A 13,690-nucleotide genomic window follows, 5' to 3' on the forward strand; every position below is an offset into this window, starting at 1 on the left:
AATTGAGGAACTGATTATGTCGAAGCGCACCAGCGCCAAGTACAAGCTCGACCGCCGCATGGGCGAGAACGTCTTCGGACGTCCCAAGAGCCCGGTCAACAAGCGCGAATACGGCCCCGGCCAGCACGGCCAGCGCCGCAAGGGCAAGATGTCGGACTTCGGCATCCAGCTGCGCGCCAAGCAGAAGCTCAAGGGCTATTACGGCGACGTCACCGAGAAGCAGTTCAAGCGGACCTTCTTCGAAGCCAGCAAGATGAAGGGCGACGCCAGCCAGAACCTGATCGGGCTGCTCGAGCGCCGTCTCGACATGGTCGTCTATCGCGCCAAGTTCGCGCCGACCATCTGGGCGGCCCGCCAGCTCGTCAGCCACGGCCACGTCCGGGTCAACGGCGGCAAGTGCAACATCGCCTCGCGCCGCATCAACGTCGGCGACGTGATCGAGCTCGGCCCCAAGGCGCAGGAAATGGCGCTGGTCATGGAAGCGCAGAGCCTCGCCGAGCGTGACATCCCCGACTACGTCTCGCCCGACGGCACTGCCAAGGTGACCTACAGCCGCGTCCCGACCCTCGACGAGGTGCCCTATCCGGTCCGGATGGAGCCGAACCTCGTGGTCGAATTCTACTCGCGCTGATACGTCAGCTTCAGACAGATAGGCTGCCGGTTCTCCGGCGGACAATTAAGGGGTGGCGCTTCGGCCCACCCCTTTTCTGTGCGTGCGATCCACAGGAACCAGCCTTCCCCTGGCAGGCGGATCGACTTGTAATAACGTGAGATGACCTGTCTGCTCAGCGGTGCTTCAACACCGTAGGGGAAGGCCGGAGGGCGCGGCTTGCCCTCTCCGCCGGTGACGACGAAGGGCGGGAGGGCGAGTGTACGCGCTTCTGCCTCTTCCCAGATCGCGGCACCCGTGATGCGCCTCGTGGCCTGCCCCAAATTGCCGGTTGTGCGGAAGAGGAAGGGACCTGCGGCGAAGCGCGGATCGAGGCGGACGTCATTTCCTGCCACTTGTTCAGGCGACAGGGTCGCGACCATCCTGCCTTTGGTCATCGCCGCCACAATCCGTGCGCGCTGTACGGTCTCCATCAGCTCGAGCGGGTGCTGCGCGGCCAATACGACATTGCCCACGCTCCCGCTCGCTCCCACCCCGGCGGTGATCGCGCCGGCGCCGATTGCCACCTGCCGCCAGCGATGCGTCAGCGCGGGCAGCGAGAGCGCCGCGCGGGCGAACAGCGGCGGGAGCAAGGGGATCAGATATTGGCGGAAGAAGGGGTCGGGCAGGTAAGCCGCGAGGAGGCCGCCCAGGATCGCCGCATCGAGCAAGCGGCGCTCGGGCCCGCCCTGGCGAAGGGTGAGTAGCCAGACCAAAAGCGCGGCGAGCGTCGCGCCCTCGACCGTTTCGATCCCGAGTTCGCGCAGCTTGACCAGCGGGGTCAGGACCTGCGGCATTCCGACCAGTGTCCAGAACTGTTGCGGGGCCTCGAGGCTGTAGGTGAAGACGCCGAAGACGAATGGCTCGGGTGCCAGCGCGTAGAGGATGAGGCAGGGCAGCAGGCCGGCGATCCCGCCAAGCGCCGCAGCGGCGATAACCTGCCAGCCGATCTCCCGCGACCGCCAGAGGAGCCACAGGCCGATCGCGGCGGCGGGCAGCGCAAGGCTGATCTTGGCCGAGATGGCGAGCCCGAGGCACAGCCCGCCGAGCGCCGCCCGTCGCCAGTCCAGCCCTTGGCGGGGCATGAAGACGAGCAGCGCCAGGCTCAGCAGCGCGACGGGGAGCATGTCGTTGCGCGCGACCTCGGTCCCGAACAGAAAGGCGTTGGTCGTCGCCATGCCGCCCACCGCCACCGCCGCGGCCCAGAAGGGCGTGCGGCCCTTGAGCAGCCGCAGCAGGGCCCAGCTGGCGACCAGCGCGAAGGCCACGTTGGCGAGCCTCGCTCCCACCAGAAGCCAGCCTGCGGGCAGCAGGGAGAGCGGGCTCAGCAGCAGTGGCTGGAGCGGCGTCTGGAGATAGGCCCAGTCACGATAGGGCAGCCCTTCGCGCATCAGGGCGATGGCGGCGACATATTGGCTCTCGTCATGGTTGACCGGCGCCGAAAGCGCTACTGCGAGGAACAGCAGGCCGAGCGCGAGCAGCAGCCAGCGGGTCTTGATCGTCTCCCCCATGGGCCATCCATTCCGCCTCGCGGGCGGCGGCGCAAGGGGCACTCGCTTGGACTTGGCGGCACTCGTCGCTATCTGGCCCGCCATGCCCCACCCTCCCCTGCCCGAATGGGCGCCCCATGCCGCCATGTGGCTCGGCTTCCCCAGCGATCCCGAGCTCTGGCTCGAGGACCTCGGACCTGCGCAGGCCGAGGTCACCGCCTTGGCGCGAGCACTGCATGCCGATGGCAAGGGCGAGGAGATCGTCCTGGTCGCCGCCGACGAGGCCGCGGCTGCCGAGGCACGGCGGCTGGCGCCCTTCGCGACCGTGCTGACCGAGGCATTCGGCGACATCTGGCTGCGGGACACCGGACCGATCGTGCTCGGGTCGGGTGCGAGCCGTTCGGCGCAGGGGTTCGGCTTCAACGGCTGGGGCGGGAAGTATGACCTGCCGGGCGACGACAGCATCGGCGAGCGGCTTGCCGCCTCGGCCCGCCTGCCCTTCGCCAAGGCCGACTGGATCCTCGAAGGCGGCGCGGTCGACGGGGACGGGTCGGGCACCTTCCTGACCACCGAGCAGTGCCTGCTCAATCCCAACCGCAACCCCGGCCTCGACCGCGATGCGATCGAGCAGCGGCTGGCCCGCGACCTCGGCGCGAGCCGGGTGGTCTGGCTCGGCGAGGGGCTGGCGAACGACCATACCGACGGTCATGTCGACAATCTCGCCCGCTTCGTCGGCAAGGGCCGGGTCGCGCTTCCCGAGCCGGCCGAGGACGACCCCAATGCCGCCGTCTTCGCCGATGCCGCCGAGCGGATCGCCGCGGCGGGGCTCGAGCTCGTCCGCCTGCCCTCCCCCGGCCGGGTCGAGGTCGATGGCGAGGTCATCCCGGCGAGCTACATGAACTTCCTCGTCGGCAATGCCGCGGTGGTGGTGCCGCTCTACGGCGCCGCCAACGACGACGCTGCGGTCGAGGCCGTCCAGGCGCTGTTCCCCGATCGCGCCGTCAGCGGCCTTCGCGCCGACCATGTGCTGACCGGCGGCGGCAGCTTCCATTGCATCAGCCAGCAGATTCCGGCCTGAGGACAAAGATGAGCAAGATCAAAGTCGCCGCAATGCAGCTGGAGCCCGGCGGCTCCACCGAGGACAACATCGCCGCCGTCACCGGGCTGGTGCGCGAAGCCGCGGGCGATGGTGCCCAAGTGGTTCTCCCGCCCGAACTGTTCGAGGGGCCGTATTTCTGCCGGGTCGAGGACGAGGGGCTGTTCGCCACCGCCAAGCCGACGGCGAGCCACCCCAGCGTCCTGGCGATGCAGCGCCTTGCCGAGGAGTTGAAGATCTGGATCCCGACCAGCTTCTTCGAGCGCGACGGGCCGCACCACTACAACAGCCTGGCGATGATCGGGCCCGACGGGAAGGTCGCGGGCATCTACCGCAAGAGCCACATTCCCGACGGGCCGGGCTACGAGGAAAAGTTCTACTTCCGCCCGGGCAACACCGGCTTCAAGGTGTGGGACGGGCCGCAGGCGGAGAAGCTCGGCGTCGGCATCTGCTGGGACCAATGGTACCCCGAGACCGCGCGCGCGATGATGCTGATGGGCGCCGAGATCCTCTTCTACCCGACCGCGATCGGGACCGAGCCGCACGACCCCGACCTCGACACCAGCCGGCTGTGGCGACGGGCGATGATCGGACATGCCGTGAGCAACGTCGTCCCGGTGGTCGCGTCGAACCGGATCGGTACCGAGTGCGGCCAGCGCTTCTACGGCCACAGCTTCATCTGCGACGAGCGCGGCGACCTGCTGGCCGAGTTCGGTGCGACCGAGACGGGAGTGCTGACGGCCGAGCTCGACCTCGACGCCGCGCGCCGCCATCGCGCCGCCTTCGGCTTCTTTCGCGATCGCCGGCCCGAGCTGTATGGTCGATTGGTCCAGGATATCTGAGCGAAGTTCTCGAAGTTCACAGGGTGAGCGGGTTTCGGGCGGTCGAAGTTCTCGAAGTTCACAGGGTGCGGGGGTTTCGCGTCGCCCCGGCTCCCCCCCTGTAGGATGCGCCCAAGCCACAGCCGAGGCGCGGATGCGACAGCATTGCCTGAGCGGTTGAGAAAGAGTGTTCGCGAACCATCCTGGTGAGTAGAACCGACGCAATCCTACTCCACAAGGCATTTCCGGAGGCGTTCCCCAGGGGAGGCGCAAGGCCGTCGCCAAGGCCTAGGCCACGAGGCCGAGGTGACTAGACCCGTTCGATCTTCCACCTCTCCGTGAGCGGGGCCGAGTCGTCGAGAAGGCACCAGCACCGAATTCGGTTCAGCAAGGACCCGGCCCGCAACTGCGGCTCGCCGCCGCGCGGGGCTTTCTCGTCGTGTGAGCGTCACGGAGGGAGACAGACAAATGACATCCGTTCGCAAGCATCTGTTGATCGCAACCGTGGTGATGGCTTCCCCGGCGCTGGCCGGCGAGGTCACCGGAACGGGCGAGTCGACCCCGATCCGGTCGGGCACGGCGAGCAGCATCTGCGCATATTCGGGTCTCAATGATGATGGCGCGGGGGCCAGCACGCAGGTGCAGGCCTATGGCGCGATCCGCGCGTCCTTCGGGGGACCAGCGCCCTTCAACGGACTTCCGGGGACGTCCTGCCGGGGGAATTGAACTGGTCCTCGCATGCCCCCTCTCACCCGGGGGGCTGCGACCGGCCTTCCCCCCTTTAGTGGCCGGTCGCGGGCGGCTGGGCAGTCCACAGCCCAGCCGCTTGCCGCGGCAACGGGGTGCCGCAAGCGTCCCGGGAGCCCGCTAGAGGTCCTTCCGCCAGTAGATGCTATGATGCCAGACGCCGCCGATCAGCCAGGTATTCTCGGCCCGGCCCGTCTCGACGAAGCCGTGGCGCTCGAGGAGCCGGATGCTGGGCAGGTTGCCCGGATCGGTGTCGGCGGTGATCTCGGTCGATCCCATGCGGCGTCGATGGGCGAGGAAGGCAGCCATCGCTTCGCCGGCATAGCCGTGTCCCCAATGCTCGCGACCGAGCATGTAGCCGACGTCGTGCAGTCGCCAGCAGCCGAGCTTGCCGATCGCCCGCCCGTCGAGGTCGAGGATGAAGTCGTCGCTCGTGTCGGCGGGCGCGTCGATCATCGAGGCGAGCCATTCCTCGGTCTGCGCCAGATTCTCGTGCGGCAGGGTCGACCAGTAGCGCATCCCCTCGGGGTCGGTGAAGATGGGGTGCAGCGCGACGGCATCCTCGGCGCGGGCGCGGCGGAGGAGCAGACGTTCGGTCCGGATCGATTCAACCATCGCGATGGGTCATGGCTTGCGCGAACACGTCCTCGAACATCGGCGCGGTGAGGCGGCCGGTGTTCTGGTTGTAGCGGCTCGAATGATAGGTGCCGAGCAGGATCCGGCCGTCGGGCGCGACGGCCTCGCTGCCATGGCCAAATTTGGCCTGGGAAGGGCGCAGGCCGAGCGCCCGCGCGGCGGCGGCATGGGCGATGGCGCCTAATGCGACCAGCACGCGGACCTTGGGCAGTTGGGCGAGCGCAGCCTCGAAATAGCTTCGGCAGGTGGCGATCTCGGCGGGCTCGGGCTTGTTCTGCGGTGGCAGGCACTTGACCGCGTTGAGGATCAGCGCGCCATCCAGCCTGATGTCGTCGGACGGATCGGCGCGGTAGGTGCCGGTCGCGAGGCCGAACTTCAGAAGCGTTGCGTAGAGCAATTCCCCCGCGAAATCGCCGGTGAAGGGTCGACCGGTGCGGTTTGCGCCCTGCTTGCCGGGCGCCATGCCGACCACCGCCAGCCAGGCGTCGGGATCGCCGAAGGCGGGGACGGGCGAATTCCACCAGGCCGGGTGCTCGGCCCGGCATTCCTCGCGGAAGCGGACCAGGCGCGGGCACAGGGGGCAGTCGCGCGGCGCTTCGGCCTGGGGCACGGGGGAGACGACCGGGGCGGCGGGGAAGAGCATGGCGCTTCCATATCGTTCGTGCCGAGCGAAGTCGAAGCACCTTCTTGGCCTTGCCAGCGCGCCTCGACTTCGCTCAGGGCGGTCGGCCTATGGCCCAGCCCGCGCACCTCTATGCCATCGCCGTCGGCTCCAATCGCCCGCACGGGCGACACGGGCGCCCGACCGGGGTGGTCGCCGCAGCGGTGGCAGAGCTCGACCGCGGCTTCACCCTGTTCGACTCCTCGCCGATCCTGCTCAATCCCGCGAGCGGCGGTGCCGGCCGCGACTTCGCCAATGCCGTGGTGCTGGTGGAAAGTGCCCTCGAGCCCCATGCCATGCTCGACGCGCTCAAGGCCATCGAGCGTGACTATGGCCGCCGCCCGGGCAAGCGCTGGGGCCCGCGGGTGCTCGACCTCGACATCCTCTTCTGGAGCGGCGGCCCGGTGCGCTCGCGGCGGCTGATCGTGCCCCACCCGGCGCTCGCCGAGCGGACCTTCATGCTGCTTCCGCTCGCCGCGATCGCGCCGGACCTGCGTATTCGTGGGGCACTCACCGCGCGGCAGATGATGGCCTGCCTTGGCAAGCGGCGCGCAAGGCCCTAGGTGCGCCCTCGCGTGGGCCGTTAGCTCAGTCGGTAGAGCAGCTGACTTTTAATCAGCGGGTCGCTGGTTCGAGCCCAGCACGGCTCACGCCTTTCCCCAAACTCTCCATACGATGATGGCCACCGGCATTCGCGCGGCGAATTGGTGCGTATTACCATACTATGGCACTGCGACACTGACAGGCGAGCGGAGCCCTCCCTGCGGATCTTGGCCAAGTTGCTGCGAGCGCACCGAAAGTCTCCTTCTGGCACGCCTTCTGCAGGGTGGCGGTCGACGAGCCGCGAGGCTCGCCGACAACCATCAAGGGAGACCACCATGTTCGCACTGCTGATGACCGCCGCCGCCGCAAGCAGCCTCACTCCGACCGTCGAAGTGATGCCGCGGCAGTTCAACCGCGACGGGGTCCGCGCGGTCTATACCCGCGAGATCGACAGCGACGGGACCGTACACCTGCGCGGCTTCTACCGCGACACCGCCCGCACCCGTTTCCACTACCGGATCAGCGGATCGCACGTCGAAGCCTCGGTCGACGGCGTTGCCGACCGCTTCAAGGTGCCGACCGCGCGGCCGTGAGTAATCGCACCATCGTGGGACTCTTTGTCCCGCAATTGGCTCCGTACCGGGTGCTTTCGCCTAACTTTTGAGCAAGCATTCGGGCCTTAGAAAGGACGGACAGGGATTGGCGGCCGGCCCGCCGAAGTTGTGCCCGGGGAGCTATAAAGTGGATGAGATGCCGGTCGAAACCACCCTCTACTCCCTCAGTGGAGCCGCGCCCTCGCCCGAGGAGCGGCGGACGGGCGACCGCCATCTCACCCTGTTCCGCGTCGGTACCATGCTGGTCGAGGACCGGCGCGAGCTGTGCCTGATCAAGAACATCTCGGCCGGCGGCGCGATGCTTCGGCTGTACACGGGCGGTCTCAGGATCGGTCAGCGACTCAAGGTCGAGCTGAAGTACGGGCAGCCTCTCGAGGGCAAGGTCGCCTGGGTGCGCGAGCCCAACGTCGGGCTCGAGTTCGACCGGACGATCGACGTCATCGCCATGCTCTCGCAGAGCGAGGACGGGCCGCGGCCGCGAATGCCGCGGATCGAGACCAGCAGCTTCGTCACCATCCGCGAAGGGGCGAGCATCTTTCGCGGGCGGGCCTGCGACATCAGCCAGGGCGGCGTGAAGGTCGAAACCCCGGTGCTGTTCGCACGCAATGCCGAGGTGGTGGTCGCGCTTCCGGGGCTCCCGGCGCAGCCCGCGGTGGTGCGCTGGACCGACGACGGCTTTGCGGGGATCACCTTCAACCGGCTGCTTCCGCTGCCGATGCTGATCGAGTGGTTGCGCAACCAGCGCGAGAGCCGCGCGGCCTGACCCGCACGCGGGCGGATCGTCCCCGCCCCTTCTTACGATAGTCGATTACTTGCCGCTGAGGTCGCTGTTCGCGGTGACCGTCCAGGTGCGGGCGAAGCGCTGTTCGCTGTCGGTCAGCGGGCGCGGGGCAAGCCCCGGGCGGCGGAAGTCGGGCGCGACCCGCGGGCGCGGCGTCGGCACGTGGCGGAGCAGCGCCTCGGGGCTGAGCGGCTGGTGGAAGCTGACCCCGGCGCGACTGCCGCGAACCCAGACCAGCGTACCGCCCACCACCAGTTCCTGGCGGCGGAAGCGGATCTCGGCGCCTTCGACCGGGAGCACGTCGCCCTCGACGAGCGCGCCCTCGGCGGAGAGGTTGCGCAGCTTGACGTCGAGCGAGCGTCCGCCCGCCTCGAGCGTGGCGCTGAGCAGCACGTTCGAGCGACGCTGACGCCGATTCTGCACCTGACCGCTTTCATCCATGCGGGATGGCCTAGACCGACCAGGTAAAACTTCGTTTAACGCCGCATGGCCGATCATCCCCAATATAAGAATATCGCCTTGCTGCTGCTGGCGGCGCTGCTGCTGATCCTGCTCGGCTGGGGCGGCGGGGCCGGGCAGCCGCTCGATGTCGCGGTGATCCGCCATTTCGTCGACTGGCGCACCGCGCACCCGCAGGCGGAGGGCGTGATCATCCTCCTGACCTATGTCGGCAGTGCCGAGACTCTGCTGGCGGCGACCGCGCTCGGGGCGGCGTGGCTGTGGTGGCGGAGCAAGCGGCGGCGGATGACGGGGCTGCTGGTGACCGTGCTCGGCGGACGACTTGCGATCGAGCTTCTCAAGCTGATCGTCCACCGCCCTCGCCCCAACCTCGACGCGCATCCGGTGCCGGTCTTCTCGCAGAGCTTTCCGAGCGGCCATGCCGGCAACACCATGCTGACCTTCCTCGCGCTCGCGCTCTACCTCGCGCCGCCGCGCTGGCGGGCACCGGCGGTCGGCGCGGCGGTGGCGGGCTCGCTGGCGATCGGCGCCACCCGGCCGGTGCTGGGGGTGCACTGGCCGAGCGACGTGCTCGGCGGGTGGATCTTCGGAGCGGCCTTCGTCAGCCTGCTGTGGGCGACCTTCTACCGCTGGCCACGAAGCGCAGCATGAGGTTGTTGGCGGGCATCGATCGGCGCTCGGCGAGGCGAAGGCCGCGGCTCGAGGCTTCGGCGGCGAAGGCGGAGAGCTCGCGCAGGCCGTAAGCGGGATCGCGTTCGCGAAGCGCGGCATCGAAGGCGAGGTTCGACGGGGCGAGCGTCTCGCCCCGCACGCGCCAGGGACCGTAGAGGATCAAAGGGGCGCCCGCGGGAAGAAGCCGCGCGGCGCCGTCGAGCAGCCCGGCATTGGCCTCGCGGCTGCTGATGTGGACGAGGTTGATCGCGACCAGCGCATCGGCGCGGGCGACGGGCCACTCAGCGGCGCAGACATCGAGGGTGAGCGGGGCAAGGAGATTGGGCGTCCCCTCTTCCTCGCGCCAGGCGGCGATCGAGGCGACGGCCTCGGGATCGGGATCGCTCGGCTGCCAGCGGATCGCGGGGAGCGCATCGGCGAAGAAGAGGGCGTGTTCGCCGGTCCCGCTCGCCACTTCGAGCACGTCGCCAGCCGAAGGAAGCCACTCGCGCAGGACGGCGAGGATCGGCTCGCGGTTGCGGAGCGCCGCGGGCGCGCTGCGCTTCACCCTGCGCTCTTCGCGAGGCGGCGGGCACGGCGGTCGCGCACCGCGAGCCACAGCAACAGGCCGAGCGGCCCGGCGAGGAAGGTCAGCAGCAGGAAGGGTGCCTGGACGAGGCGCGAATAGCCCTTGTGGTCGGCGTCACGGCCGATCCACAGGCCGACGAACAGGTCGAAGGCGAGATAGTGGGTCCAGCCGATGACCAGCCCGCCGTCGGAAAGGAACAGGCTGCGAAGCCCGGCGATGCTGTAGTCGGACGGATCGAACGGCGCGGCGCCGGGCTGACCGGCGGGATCGACCGTGCCGCTGACGGTGAGCCCGAGCATAACCGTATAGGCCAGGCAGAGCAGGCCGACGCCCGCGAAGAGGATGAAGCTGTGGGTCAGCGGCCGGCGGGGCAGAAGCAGCAGCGCCGCCCAGCCGAGCAGGGCGACAAGGTTGGTCAGGCCGAAGAGCGCATTCCAGGTCATCAGGCGACGCTAGAGCGGTTCGCTGAGGCGCTCAACGGGCGGCGCAGCGCGGCGGCCCGGCGCGCGATCTGGATCCGGGTCACCGCGACGAGGCCGAGGAGAAGGCCGAGCATCGCGTCGCCGAGCAGCAGCGCGCCGCGGCTTCCCTCGGCCAGCCAGAGGTTGGCGAGGAAGCGCAGCGACACGATCGCCACCAGCATGGTCACCGCCCAGCGCGAGCGGCGCATCAGGACAAGGCCGCTTGCCTCGTCGAGGCGAAGCCGGAAGAGGCGCCCGCGCCACCATCCGGCAAGCCCCCCGACCAGCAGCCCGGCGACCAGCAGCAGCCATCCGGCCGAAGACGGCGGATGGAGCCCGGCGACGACCAGGATGACGAGCAGGTAGGCGGCGGGCGCGAACCACAGGAACCAGGCTGAGAGGCCGCGTTCCCGCCCCGGCTTGCGGAGCCGCCAGGCAAGCACGAGAGCCAGCGTCAGAAGCGGCCCGACGACGGTCATCATCAGGCTGCCCTGGGTCCAGTCGATCAGCGGTCTCCGACTTCGCTCGGAGTCGGGCGGTCGGCACCGTCAGGCGCGGGCTGCTTCCAGGCGACCACCGGCTTCCTTGCCGCGAGCGTCTCGTCGAGGCGGCGGCGGGGCGCATGAACCGGAGCCGACTTGAGGCTCTGGTCCCCTGCCCGCGCCCGCTCGGCGACATGGCGAAGCGCCATGATGAACTGGTCGAGCGCGGCCTTGCTCTCGGTTTCGGTCGGTTCGACCAGCATCGCGCCATGCACCACCAGCGGGAAGTACATGGTCATCGGGTGGTAGCCCTCGTCGATCAGCCCTTTGGCGAGATCGAGCGTGCTGATGCCCTCGCCGAAGCCCTTATCGCTGAACAGCGCCTCGTGCATGCACGGGCCCGAGTGGCCGAAGGGCGCGTCGAGCACGTCCTCGAGGCTGCGCAGGACGTAGTTGGCATTGAGCACCGCGTCCTCGGCGACCTGCTTGAGGCCATCGGCGCCGTGGCTGAGGATGTAGGCGAGCGCCCGGGTGAACATGCCCATCTGGCCGTGGAACGCGGTCATCCGGCCAAAGCTCTGGAGCGGCCCGCCAAAATGCTCGGTCGCAAACTCGTCGGCCTGCTCTTCCTCGATCAGGTGGACGACCCCGTCGGCGGTCTTGGCCGTGTAGGGCAAGGGGCCGAAGGGCGAGAGCGCTTCCGACAGGACCACCGGGCCCGAGCCAGGGCCGCCGCCGCCGTGGGGCGTCGAGAAGGTCTTGTGGAGGTTGATGTGCATCGCATCGACGCCGAGGTCGCCCGGACGGACCTTGCCGACGATCGCGTTGAAGTTGGCGCCGTCGCAATAAACGAAGCCGCCGGCGGCATGGACCGCGTCGCTGATCGCCTTCATGTCGGGCTCGAACAGCCCACAGGTGTTGGGGTTGGTGATCATCACCGCCGCGACGTCGGGCCCGAGCCGGGCCTTGAGCGCCTCGAGGTCGACACGGCCCGCCGGGGTCGCCGGGATGTTCTCGACCCGGTAGCCGCAGAAGGCGGCGGTGGCGGGGTTGGTGCCATGGGCGCTCTCGGGGACCAGCACGACCTCGCGCGCGTCGCCGCGGGCCTCCAGGGCGGCGCGGATGCAGAGCAGGCCGCACAATTCGCCGTGGGCACCGGCCTTGGGGCTCATCGCGACGCCGTGCATGCCGGTCAGGTCGATCAGCCAGAAGGCGAGCGTGTTGATGAGCTCGAGCGCGCCCTGCACCGTCTCGCGCGGGGCGAGCGGGTGGATGTCGGCAAAGCCGGGCAGCCGCGCCATCTTCTCGTTGAGCCGCGGATTGTGCTTCATCGTGCACGAGCCGAGCGGGAAGAGACCGAGGTCGATCGCGTAATTCTGGCGCGACAGGCGGGTGTAATGACGCACCGTCTCGGGCTCGGTCAGGCCGGGGAGGCCGATCGGAGCCGAGCGGAGGAGCGAGGACAGGCCGGCCGCGGGCTTCGCCTCATCGCCCGCCGGGACGATGTCGACGCCGGTCGTCTCGGTGTCGCCGATCTCGAAGATCAGGGCTTCCTCGAGCATCAGCGCGCGGTTGCCGGTGACGGTGCCGGTGTCGGTGGCACCGGCGACGGGGGTCGTGGGCTTCCAGCCGCTCTGGTTGATGGTCACTTGCACGCCTCCGTCAGCGCCGCTTCGAGCGCATCGAAATCCTCGTCGGTCGCGGTCTCGGTGACCGCCACCACCAGCCCTCGGCCAAGCTGCGGCTCGTCGGGGTAGAGCCGGCCGAGCGAAACGCCGCCAAGCACGCCCTTCTCGACCATCCGGTGGACGGCGGGCCGCGCCTCGACCGGAAGCTCGAGGGTGAATTCGTTGAAGAAGAGGTCGTTGACCAGCCGGACGCCGGGGACGGCGGCGAGCCGTCCGGCGAGTGCCGCGGCCCGCGCGTGGTTGAGTTCGGCCAGCTGCCGCAGGCCCTTCTCGCCAAGCAGGGTCATGTGGATCGAGAAGGCCAGCGCGCACAGCCCCGAGTTGGTGCAGATGTTGCTGGTCGCCTTCTCGCGGCGGATGTGCTGCTCACGGGTCGAGAGGGTGAGAACGAAGCCGCGCTTGCCGTCGGCGTCGATCGTCTCGCCGGCAAGACGGCCGGGCATCTGGCGGATATGCTTTTCGCGGCAGGCGAACAGGCCGACAAAGGGCCCGCCGAAGTTGAGGCCGACGCCGATCGACTGGCCTTCTCCGACGACGATGTCGGCCCCCATCTCGCCCGGGGCCTTGAGCATGCCGAGCGCGACAGGCTCGGTCACCACCGCGATCAGCAGCGCGCCCTTGGCGTGGGCGGCATCGGCGATCGGCTGGAGGTCGGTCACCCGGCCGAGGATGTCGGGATATTGGACGACCACACAGCTCGGCTCGTTGGCCGCGATCTCGGCGAGCAGCGCGTCGACCTTCATGTCGGCGTCAAGCGTCGGGGCGCGGTCAGCGATCGAGGTGCCGGTGAACTTCGCCATGGTCCGCGCGACCGCGACATAATGCGGGTGGACGCCCTCGTGGATGATGGCGAGGTTCTTGCGGGTGATGCGCCCGGCCATGCCGATCGCTTCCCACATCGCGGTCGAACCATCGTACATCGAGGCGTTGGCGACCTCGCAGCCGTAGAGCCGGGCGACCTGGCTCTGAAATTCGAACAGGACCTGCAGCGTGCCCTGCGCGATTTCGGGCTGGTAGGGCGTGTAGGCGGTGAGGAACTCGCCGCGCTGGATCAGGTGGTCGACACTTGCCGGAACATGGTGCTTGTAGGCGCCGCAGCCGAGGAAGAAGGGAACGTCGCCCGCGGGCACGTTCTTCCGGGCAAGCGCGGAGAGCTGGCGTTCGACCGACAGCTCGGAGGCATGCAGCGGGAGGTCGCGGATCGGGCCGTCGAGACGGGCCTCTTCGGGAACGTCGCGGAACAGCTCGTCCACATGGGACACGCCGATGGTCTCGAGCATCGCCGAACGGTCGGCGTCGGTCAGTGGAAGGTAGCGCATGGG

At 68.9% G+C, this 13,690-nt stretch carries 17 protein-coding genes and 1 tRNA gene; 9 read left to right on the forward strand and 9 right to left on the reverse strand.

The window, feature by feature from the left end:
* The first annotated feature begins 16 nt into the window (after positions 1–16).
* Positions 17–631 (forward strand): 30S ribosomal protein S4, encoded by a 615-nt coding sequence (rpsD, locus tag ABD727_RS10380; protein WP_344707339.1) that lies wholly within the window; start codon positions 17–19, stop codon positions 629–631.
* Here rpsD and ABD727_RS10385 read toward each other — a convergent pair.
* A complete protein-coding gene (locus ABD727_RS10385; RefSeq protein ID WP_344707340.1) occupies positions 619–2,160 on the reverse strand; it encodes a glycosyltransferase 87 family protein in 1,542 nt (513 codons plus the stop codon). The two genes, rpsD and ABD727_RS10385, sit on opposite strands and share 13 nt — an antisense overlap.
* Positions 2,161–2,242: 82 nt before the next feature.
* On the opposite strand from ABD727_RS10385, the gene ABD727_RS10390 reads away from it, so the two are divergent.
* The 3 genes from ABD727_RS10390 (at position 2,243) to ABD727_RS10400 (ending at position 4,782) form a co-directional block, all read left to right on the forward strand.
* The gene (locus ABD727_RS10390; RefSeq protein ID WP_344707341.1) at positions 2,243–3,217 is read left to right on the forward strand and encodes an agmatine deiminase family protein; all 975 of its coding nucleotides are present in this window, start codon (positions 2,243–2,245) and stop codon (positions 3,215–3,217) included.
* A gap of 8 nt (positions 3,218–3,225) precedes the next feature.
* On the forward strand, positions 3,226–4,077 hold the full coding sequence (aguB, locus tag ABD727_RS10395; RefSeq protein WP_344707342.1) for an N-carbamoylputrescine amidase: 852 nt from the start codon (positions 3,226–3,228) through the stop codon (positions 4,075–4,077).
* A gap of 447 nt (positions 4,078–4,524) precedes the next feature.
* A complete protein-coding gene (locus ABD727_RS10400; protein ID WP_344707343.1) occupies positions 4,525–4,782 on the forward strand; it encodes a hypothetical protein in 258 nt (85 codons plus the stop codon).
* Between the two features lie 141 nt (positions 4,783–4,923).
* Here the strand turns inward: ABD727_RS10400 and ABD727_RS10405 are convergent, their stop codons facing one another.
* Positions 4,924–5,418, reverse strand: a complete 495-nt coding sequence (locus ABD727_RS10405; protein ID WP_344707344.1) for a GNAT family N-acetyltransferase — start codon at positions 5,416–5,418, stop codon at positions 4,924–4,926.
* The gene (locus ABD727_RS10410; RefSeq protein WP_344707346.1) at positions 5,411–6,082 is read right to left on the reverse strand and encodes a uracil-DNA glycosylase; all 672 of its coding nucleotides are present in this window, start codon (positions 6,080–6,082) and stop codon (positions 5,411–5,413) included. The genes ABD727_RS10405 and ABD727_RS10410 overlap by 8 nt, the downstream gene beginning before the upstream one ends.
* Before the next feature lie 89 nt (positions 6,083–6,171).
* On the opposite strand from ABD727_RS10410, the gene folK reads away from it, so the two are divergent.
* The 4 genes from folK (at position 6,172) to ABD727_RS10430 (ending at position 8,020) form a co-directional block, all read left to right on the forward strand.
* A complete protein-coding gene (gene folK, locus ABD727_RS10415) occupies positions 6,172–6,663 on the forward strand; it encodes a 2-amino-4-hydroxy-6-hydroxymethyldihydropteridine diphosphokinase (protein ID WP_344707347.1) in 492 nt (163 codons plus the stop codon).
* 14 nt (positions 6,664–6,677) lie between these two features.
* Positions 6,678–6,750, forward strand: a tRNA-Lys gene (locus tag ABD727_RS10420).
* A 228-nt stretch (positions 6,751–6,978) separates the two neighbouring features.
* On the forward strand, positions 6,979–7,236 hold the full coding sequence (locus tag ABD727_RS10425; RefSeq protein WP_344707348.1) for a hypothetical protein: 258 nt from the start codon (positions 6,979–6,981) through the stop codon (positions 7,234–7,236).
* A gap of 157 nt (positions 7,237–7,393) precedes the next feature.
* Positions 7,394–8,020 (forward strand): PilZ domain-containing protein, encoded by a 627-nt coding sequence (locus ABD727_RS10430; protein ID WP_344708069.1) that lies wholly within the window; start codon positions 7,394–7,396, stop codon positions 8,018–8,020.
* 45 nt (positions 8,021–8,065) lie between these two features.
* Here ABD727_RS10430 and ABD727_RS10435 read toward each other — a convergent pair whose 3' ends face one another.
* Entirely contained in the window at positions 8,066–8,479 is a 414-nt protein-coding gene (locus ABD727_RS10435) for a PilZ domain-containing protein (RefSeq protein ID WP_344707349.1), read from the reverse strand.
* A gap of 45 nt (positions 8,480–8,524) precedes the next feature.
* On the opposite strand from ABD727_RS10435, the gene ABD727_RS10440 reads away from it, so the two are divergent.
* A complete protein-coding gene (locus ABD727_RS10440; RefSeq protein ID WP_344707350.1) occupies positions 8,525–9,148 on the forward strand; it encodes a phosphatase PAP2 family protein in 624 nt (207 codons plus the stop codon).
* Here the strand turns inward: ABD727_RS10440 and ABD727_RS10445 are convergent.
* The 5 genes from ABD727_RS10445 to gcvPA are packed head-to-tail and all read right to left on the reverse strand — an operon-like array spanning position 9,099 to position 13,687.
* The gene (locus ABD727_RS10445) at positions 9,099–9,716 is read right to left on the reverse strand and encodes a DUF938 domain-containing protein (protein ID WP_344707351.1); all 618 of its coding nucleotides are present in this window, start codon (positions 9,714–9,716) and stop codon (positions 9,099–9,101) included. The genes ABD727_RS10440 and ABD727_RS10445 overlap by 50 nt on opposite strands.
* Positions 9,713–10,180, reverse strand: a complete 468-nt coding sequence (locus tag ABD727_RS10450) for an abscisic acid-deficient protein Aba4 family protein (protein ID WP_344707352.1) — start codon at positions 10,178–10,180, stop codon at positions 9,713–9,715. Before ABD727_RS10450 ends, ABD727_RS10445 begins: the two co-directional genes overlap by 4 nt.
* Positions 10,180–10,680 (reverse strand): CcdC protein domain-containing protein, encoded by a 501-nt coding sequence (locus tag ABD727_RS10455; RefSeq protein ID WP_344707353.1) that lies wholly within the window; start codon positions 10,678–10,680, stop codon positions 10,180–10,182. Before ABD727_RS10455 ends, ABD727_RS10450 begins: the two co-directional genes overlap by 1 nt.
* A 23-nt stretch (positions 10,681–10,703) precedes the next feature.
* Positions 10,704–12,329, reverse strand: coding sequence for an aminomethyl-transferring glycine dehydrogenase subunit GcvPB (gene gcvPB / locus ABD727_RS10460; RefSeq protein ID WP_344707354.1), 1,626 nt, complete (start codon positions 12,327–12,329; stop codon positions 10,704–10,706).
* Positions 12,326–13,687, reverse strand: coding sequence for an aminomethyl-transferring glycine dehydrogenase subunit GcvPA (gcvPA, locus tag ABD727_RS10465; protein WP_344707355.1), 1,362 nt, complete (start codon positions 13,685–13,687; stop codon positions 12,326–12,328). Before gcvPA ends, gcvPB begins: the two co-directional genes overlap by 4 nt.
* Between the last annotated feature and the right edge of the window lie 3 nt (positions 13,688–13,690).

This window comes from Sphingomonas swuensis, assembly GCF_039538045.1.
Lineage (GTDB): Bacteria > Pseudomonadota > Alphaproteobacteria > Sphingomonadales > Sphingomonadaceae > Sphingomicrobium > Sphingomicrobium swuense.

Bases quoted from the DNA above. Each gene is read 5' to 3' on its own strand.
- ABD727_RS10400 (WP_344707343.1), top strand. From the start codon at position 4,525: ATGACATCCGTTCGCAAGCATCTGTTGATCGCAACCGTGGTGATGGCT.
- ABD727_RS10430 (WP_344708069.1), top strand. From the start codon at position 7,394: ATGCCGGTCGAAACCACCCTCTACTCCCTCAGTGGAGCCGCGCCCTCG.
- ABD727_RS10385 (WP_344707340.1), bottom strand. From the start codon at position 2,160: ATGGGGGAGACGATCAAGACCCGCTGGCTGCTGCTCGCGCTCGGCCTG.
- aguB (WP_344707342.1), top strand. From the start codon at position 3,226: ATGAGCAAGATCAAAGTCGCCGCAATGCAGCTGGAGCCCGGCGGCTCC.
- ABD727_RS10425 (WP_344707348.1), top strand. From the start codon at position 6,979: ATGTTCGCACTGCTGATGACCGCCGCCGCCGCAAGCAGCCTCACTCCG.
- ABD727_RS10440 (WP_344707350.1), top strand. From the start codon at position 8,525: ATGGCCGATCATCCCCAATATAAGAATATCGCCTTGCTGCTGCTGGCG.
- ABD727_RS10390 (WP_344707341.1), top strand. From the start codon at position 2,243: ATGCCCCACCCTCCCCTGCCCGAATGGGCGCCCCATGCCGCCATGTGG.
- rpsD (WP_344707339.1), top strand. From the start codon at position 17: ATGTCGAAGCGCACCAGCGCCAAGTACAAGCTCGACCGCCGCATGGGC.
- gcvPA (WP_344707355.1), bottom strand. From the start codon at position 13,687: ATGCGCTACCTTCCACTGACCGACGCCGACCGTTCGGCGATGCTCGAG.
- ABD727_RS10410 (WP_344707346.1), bottom strand. From the start codon at position 6,082: ATGCTCTTCCCCGCCGCCCCGGTCGTCTCCCCCGTGCCCCAGGCCGAA.
- ABD727_RS10435 (WP_344707349.1), bottom strand. From the start codon at position 8,479: ATGGATGAAAGCGGTCAGGTGCAGAATCGGCGTCAGCGTCGCTCGAAC.
- folK (WP_344707347.1), top strand. From the start codon at position 6,172: ATGGCCCAGCCCGCGCACCTCTATGCCATCGCCGTCGGCTCCAATCGC.
- ABD727_RS10405 (WP_344707344.1), bottom strand. From the start codon at position 5,418: ATGGTTGAATCGATCCGGACCGAACGTCTGCTCCTCCGCCGCGCCCGC.
- ABD727_RS10455 (WP_344707353.1), bottom strand. From the start codon at position 10,680: ATGATGACCGTCGTCGGGCCGCTTCTGACGCTGGCTCTCGTGCTTGCC.
- ABD727_RS10450 (WP_344707352.1), bottom strand. From the start codon at position 10,180: ATGACCTGGAATGCGCTCTTCGGCCTGACCAACCTTGTCGCCCTGCTC.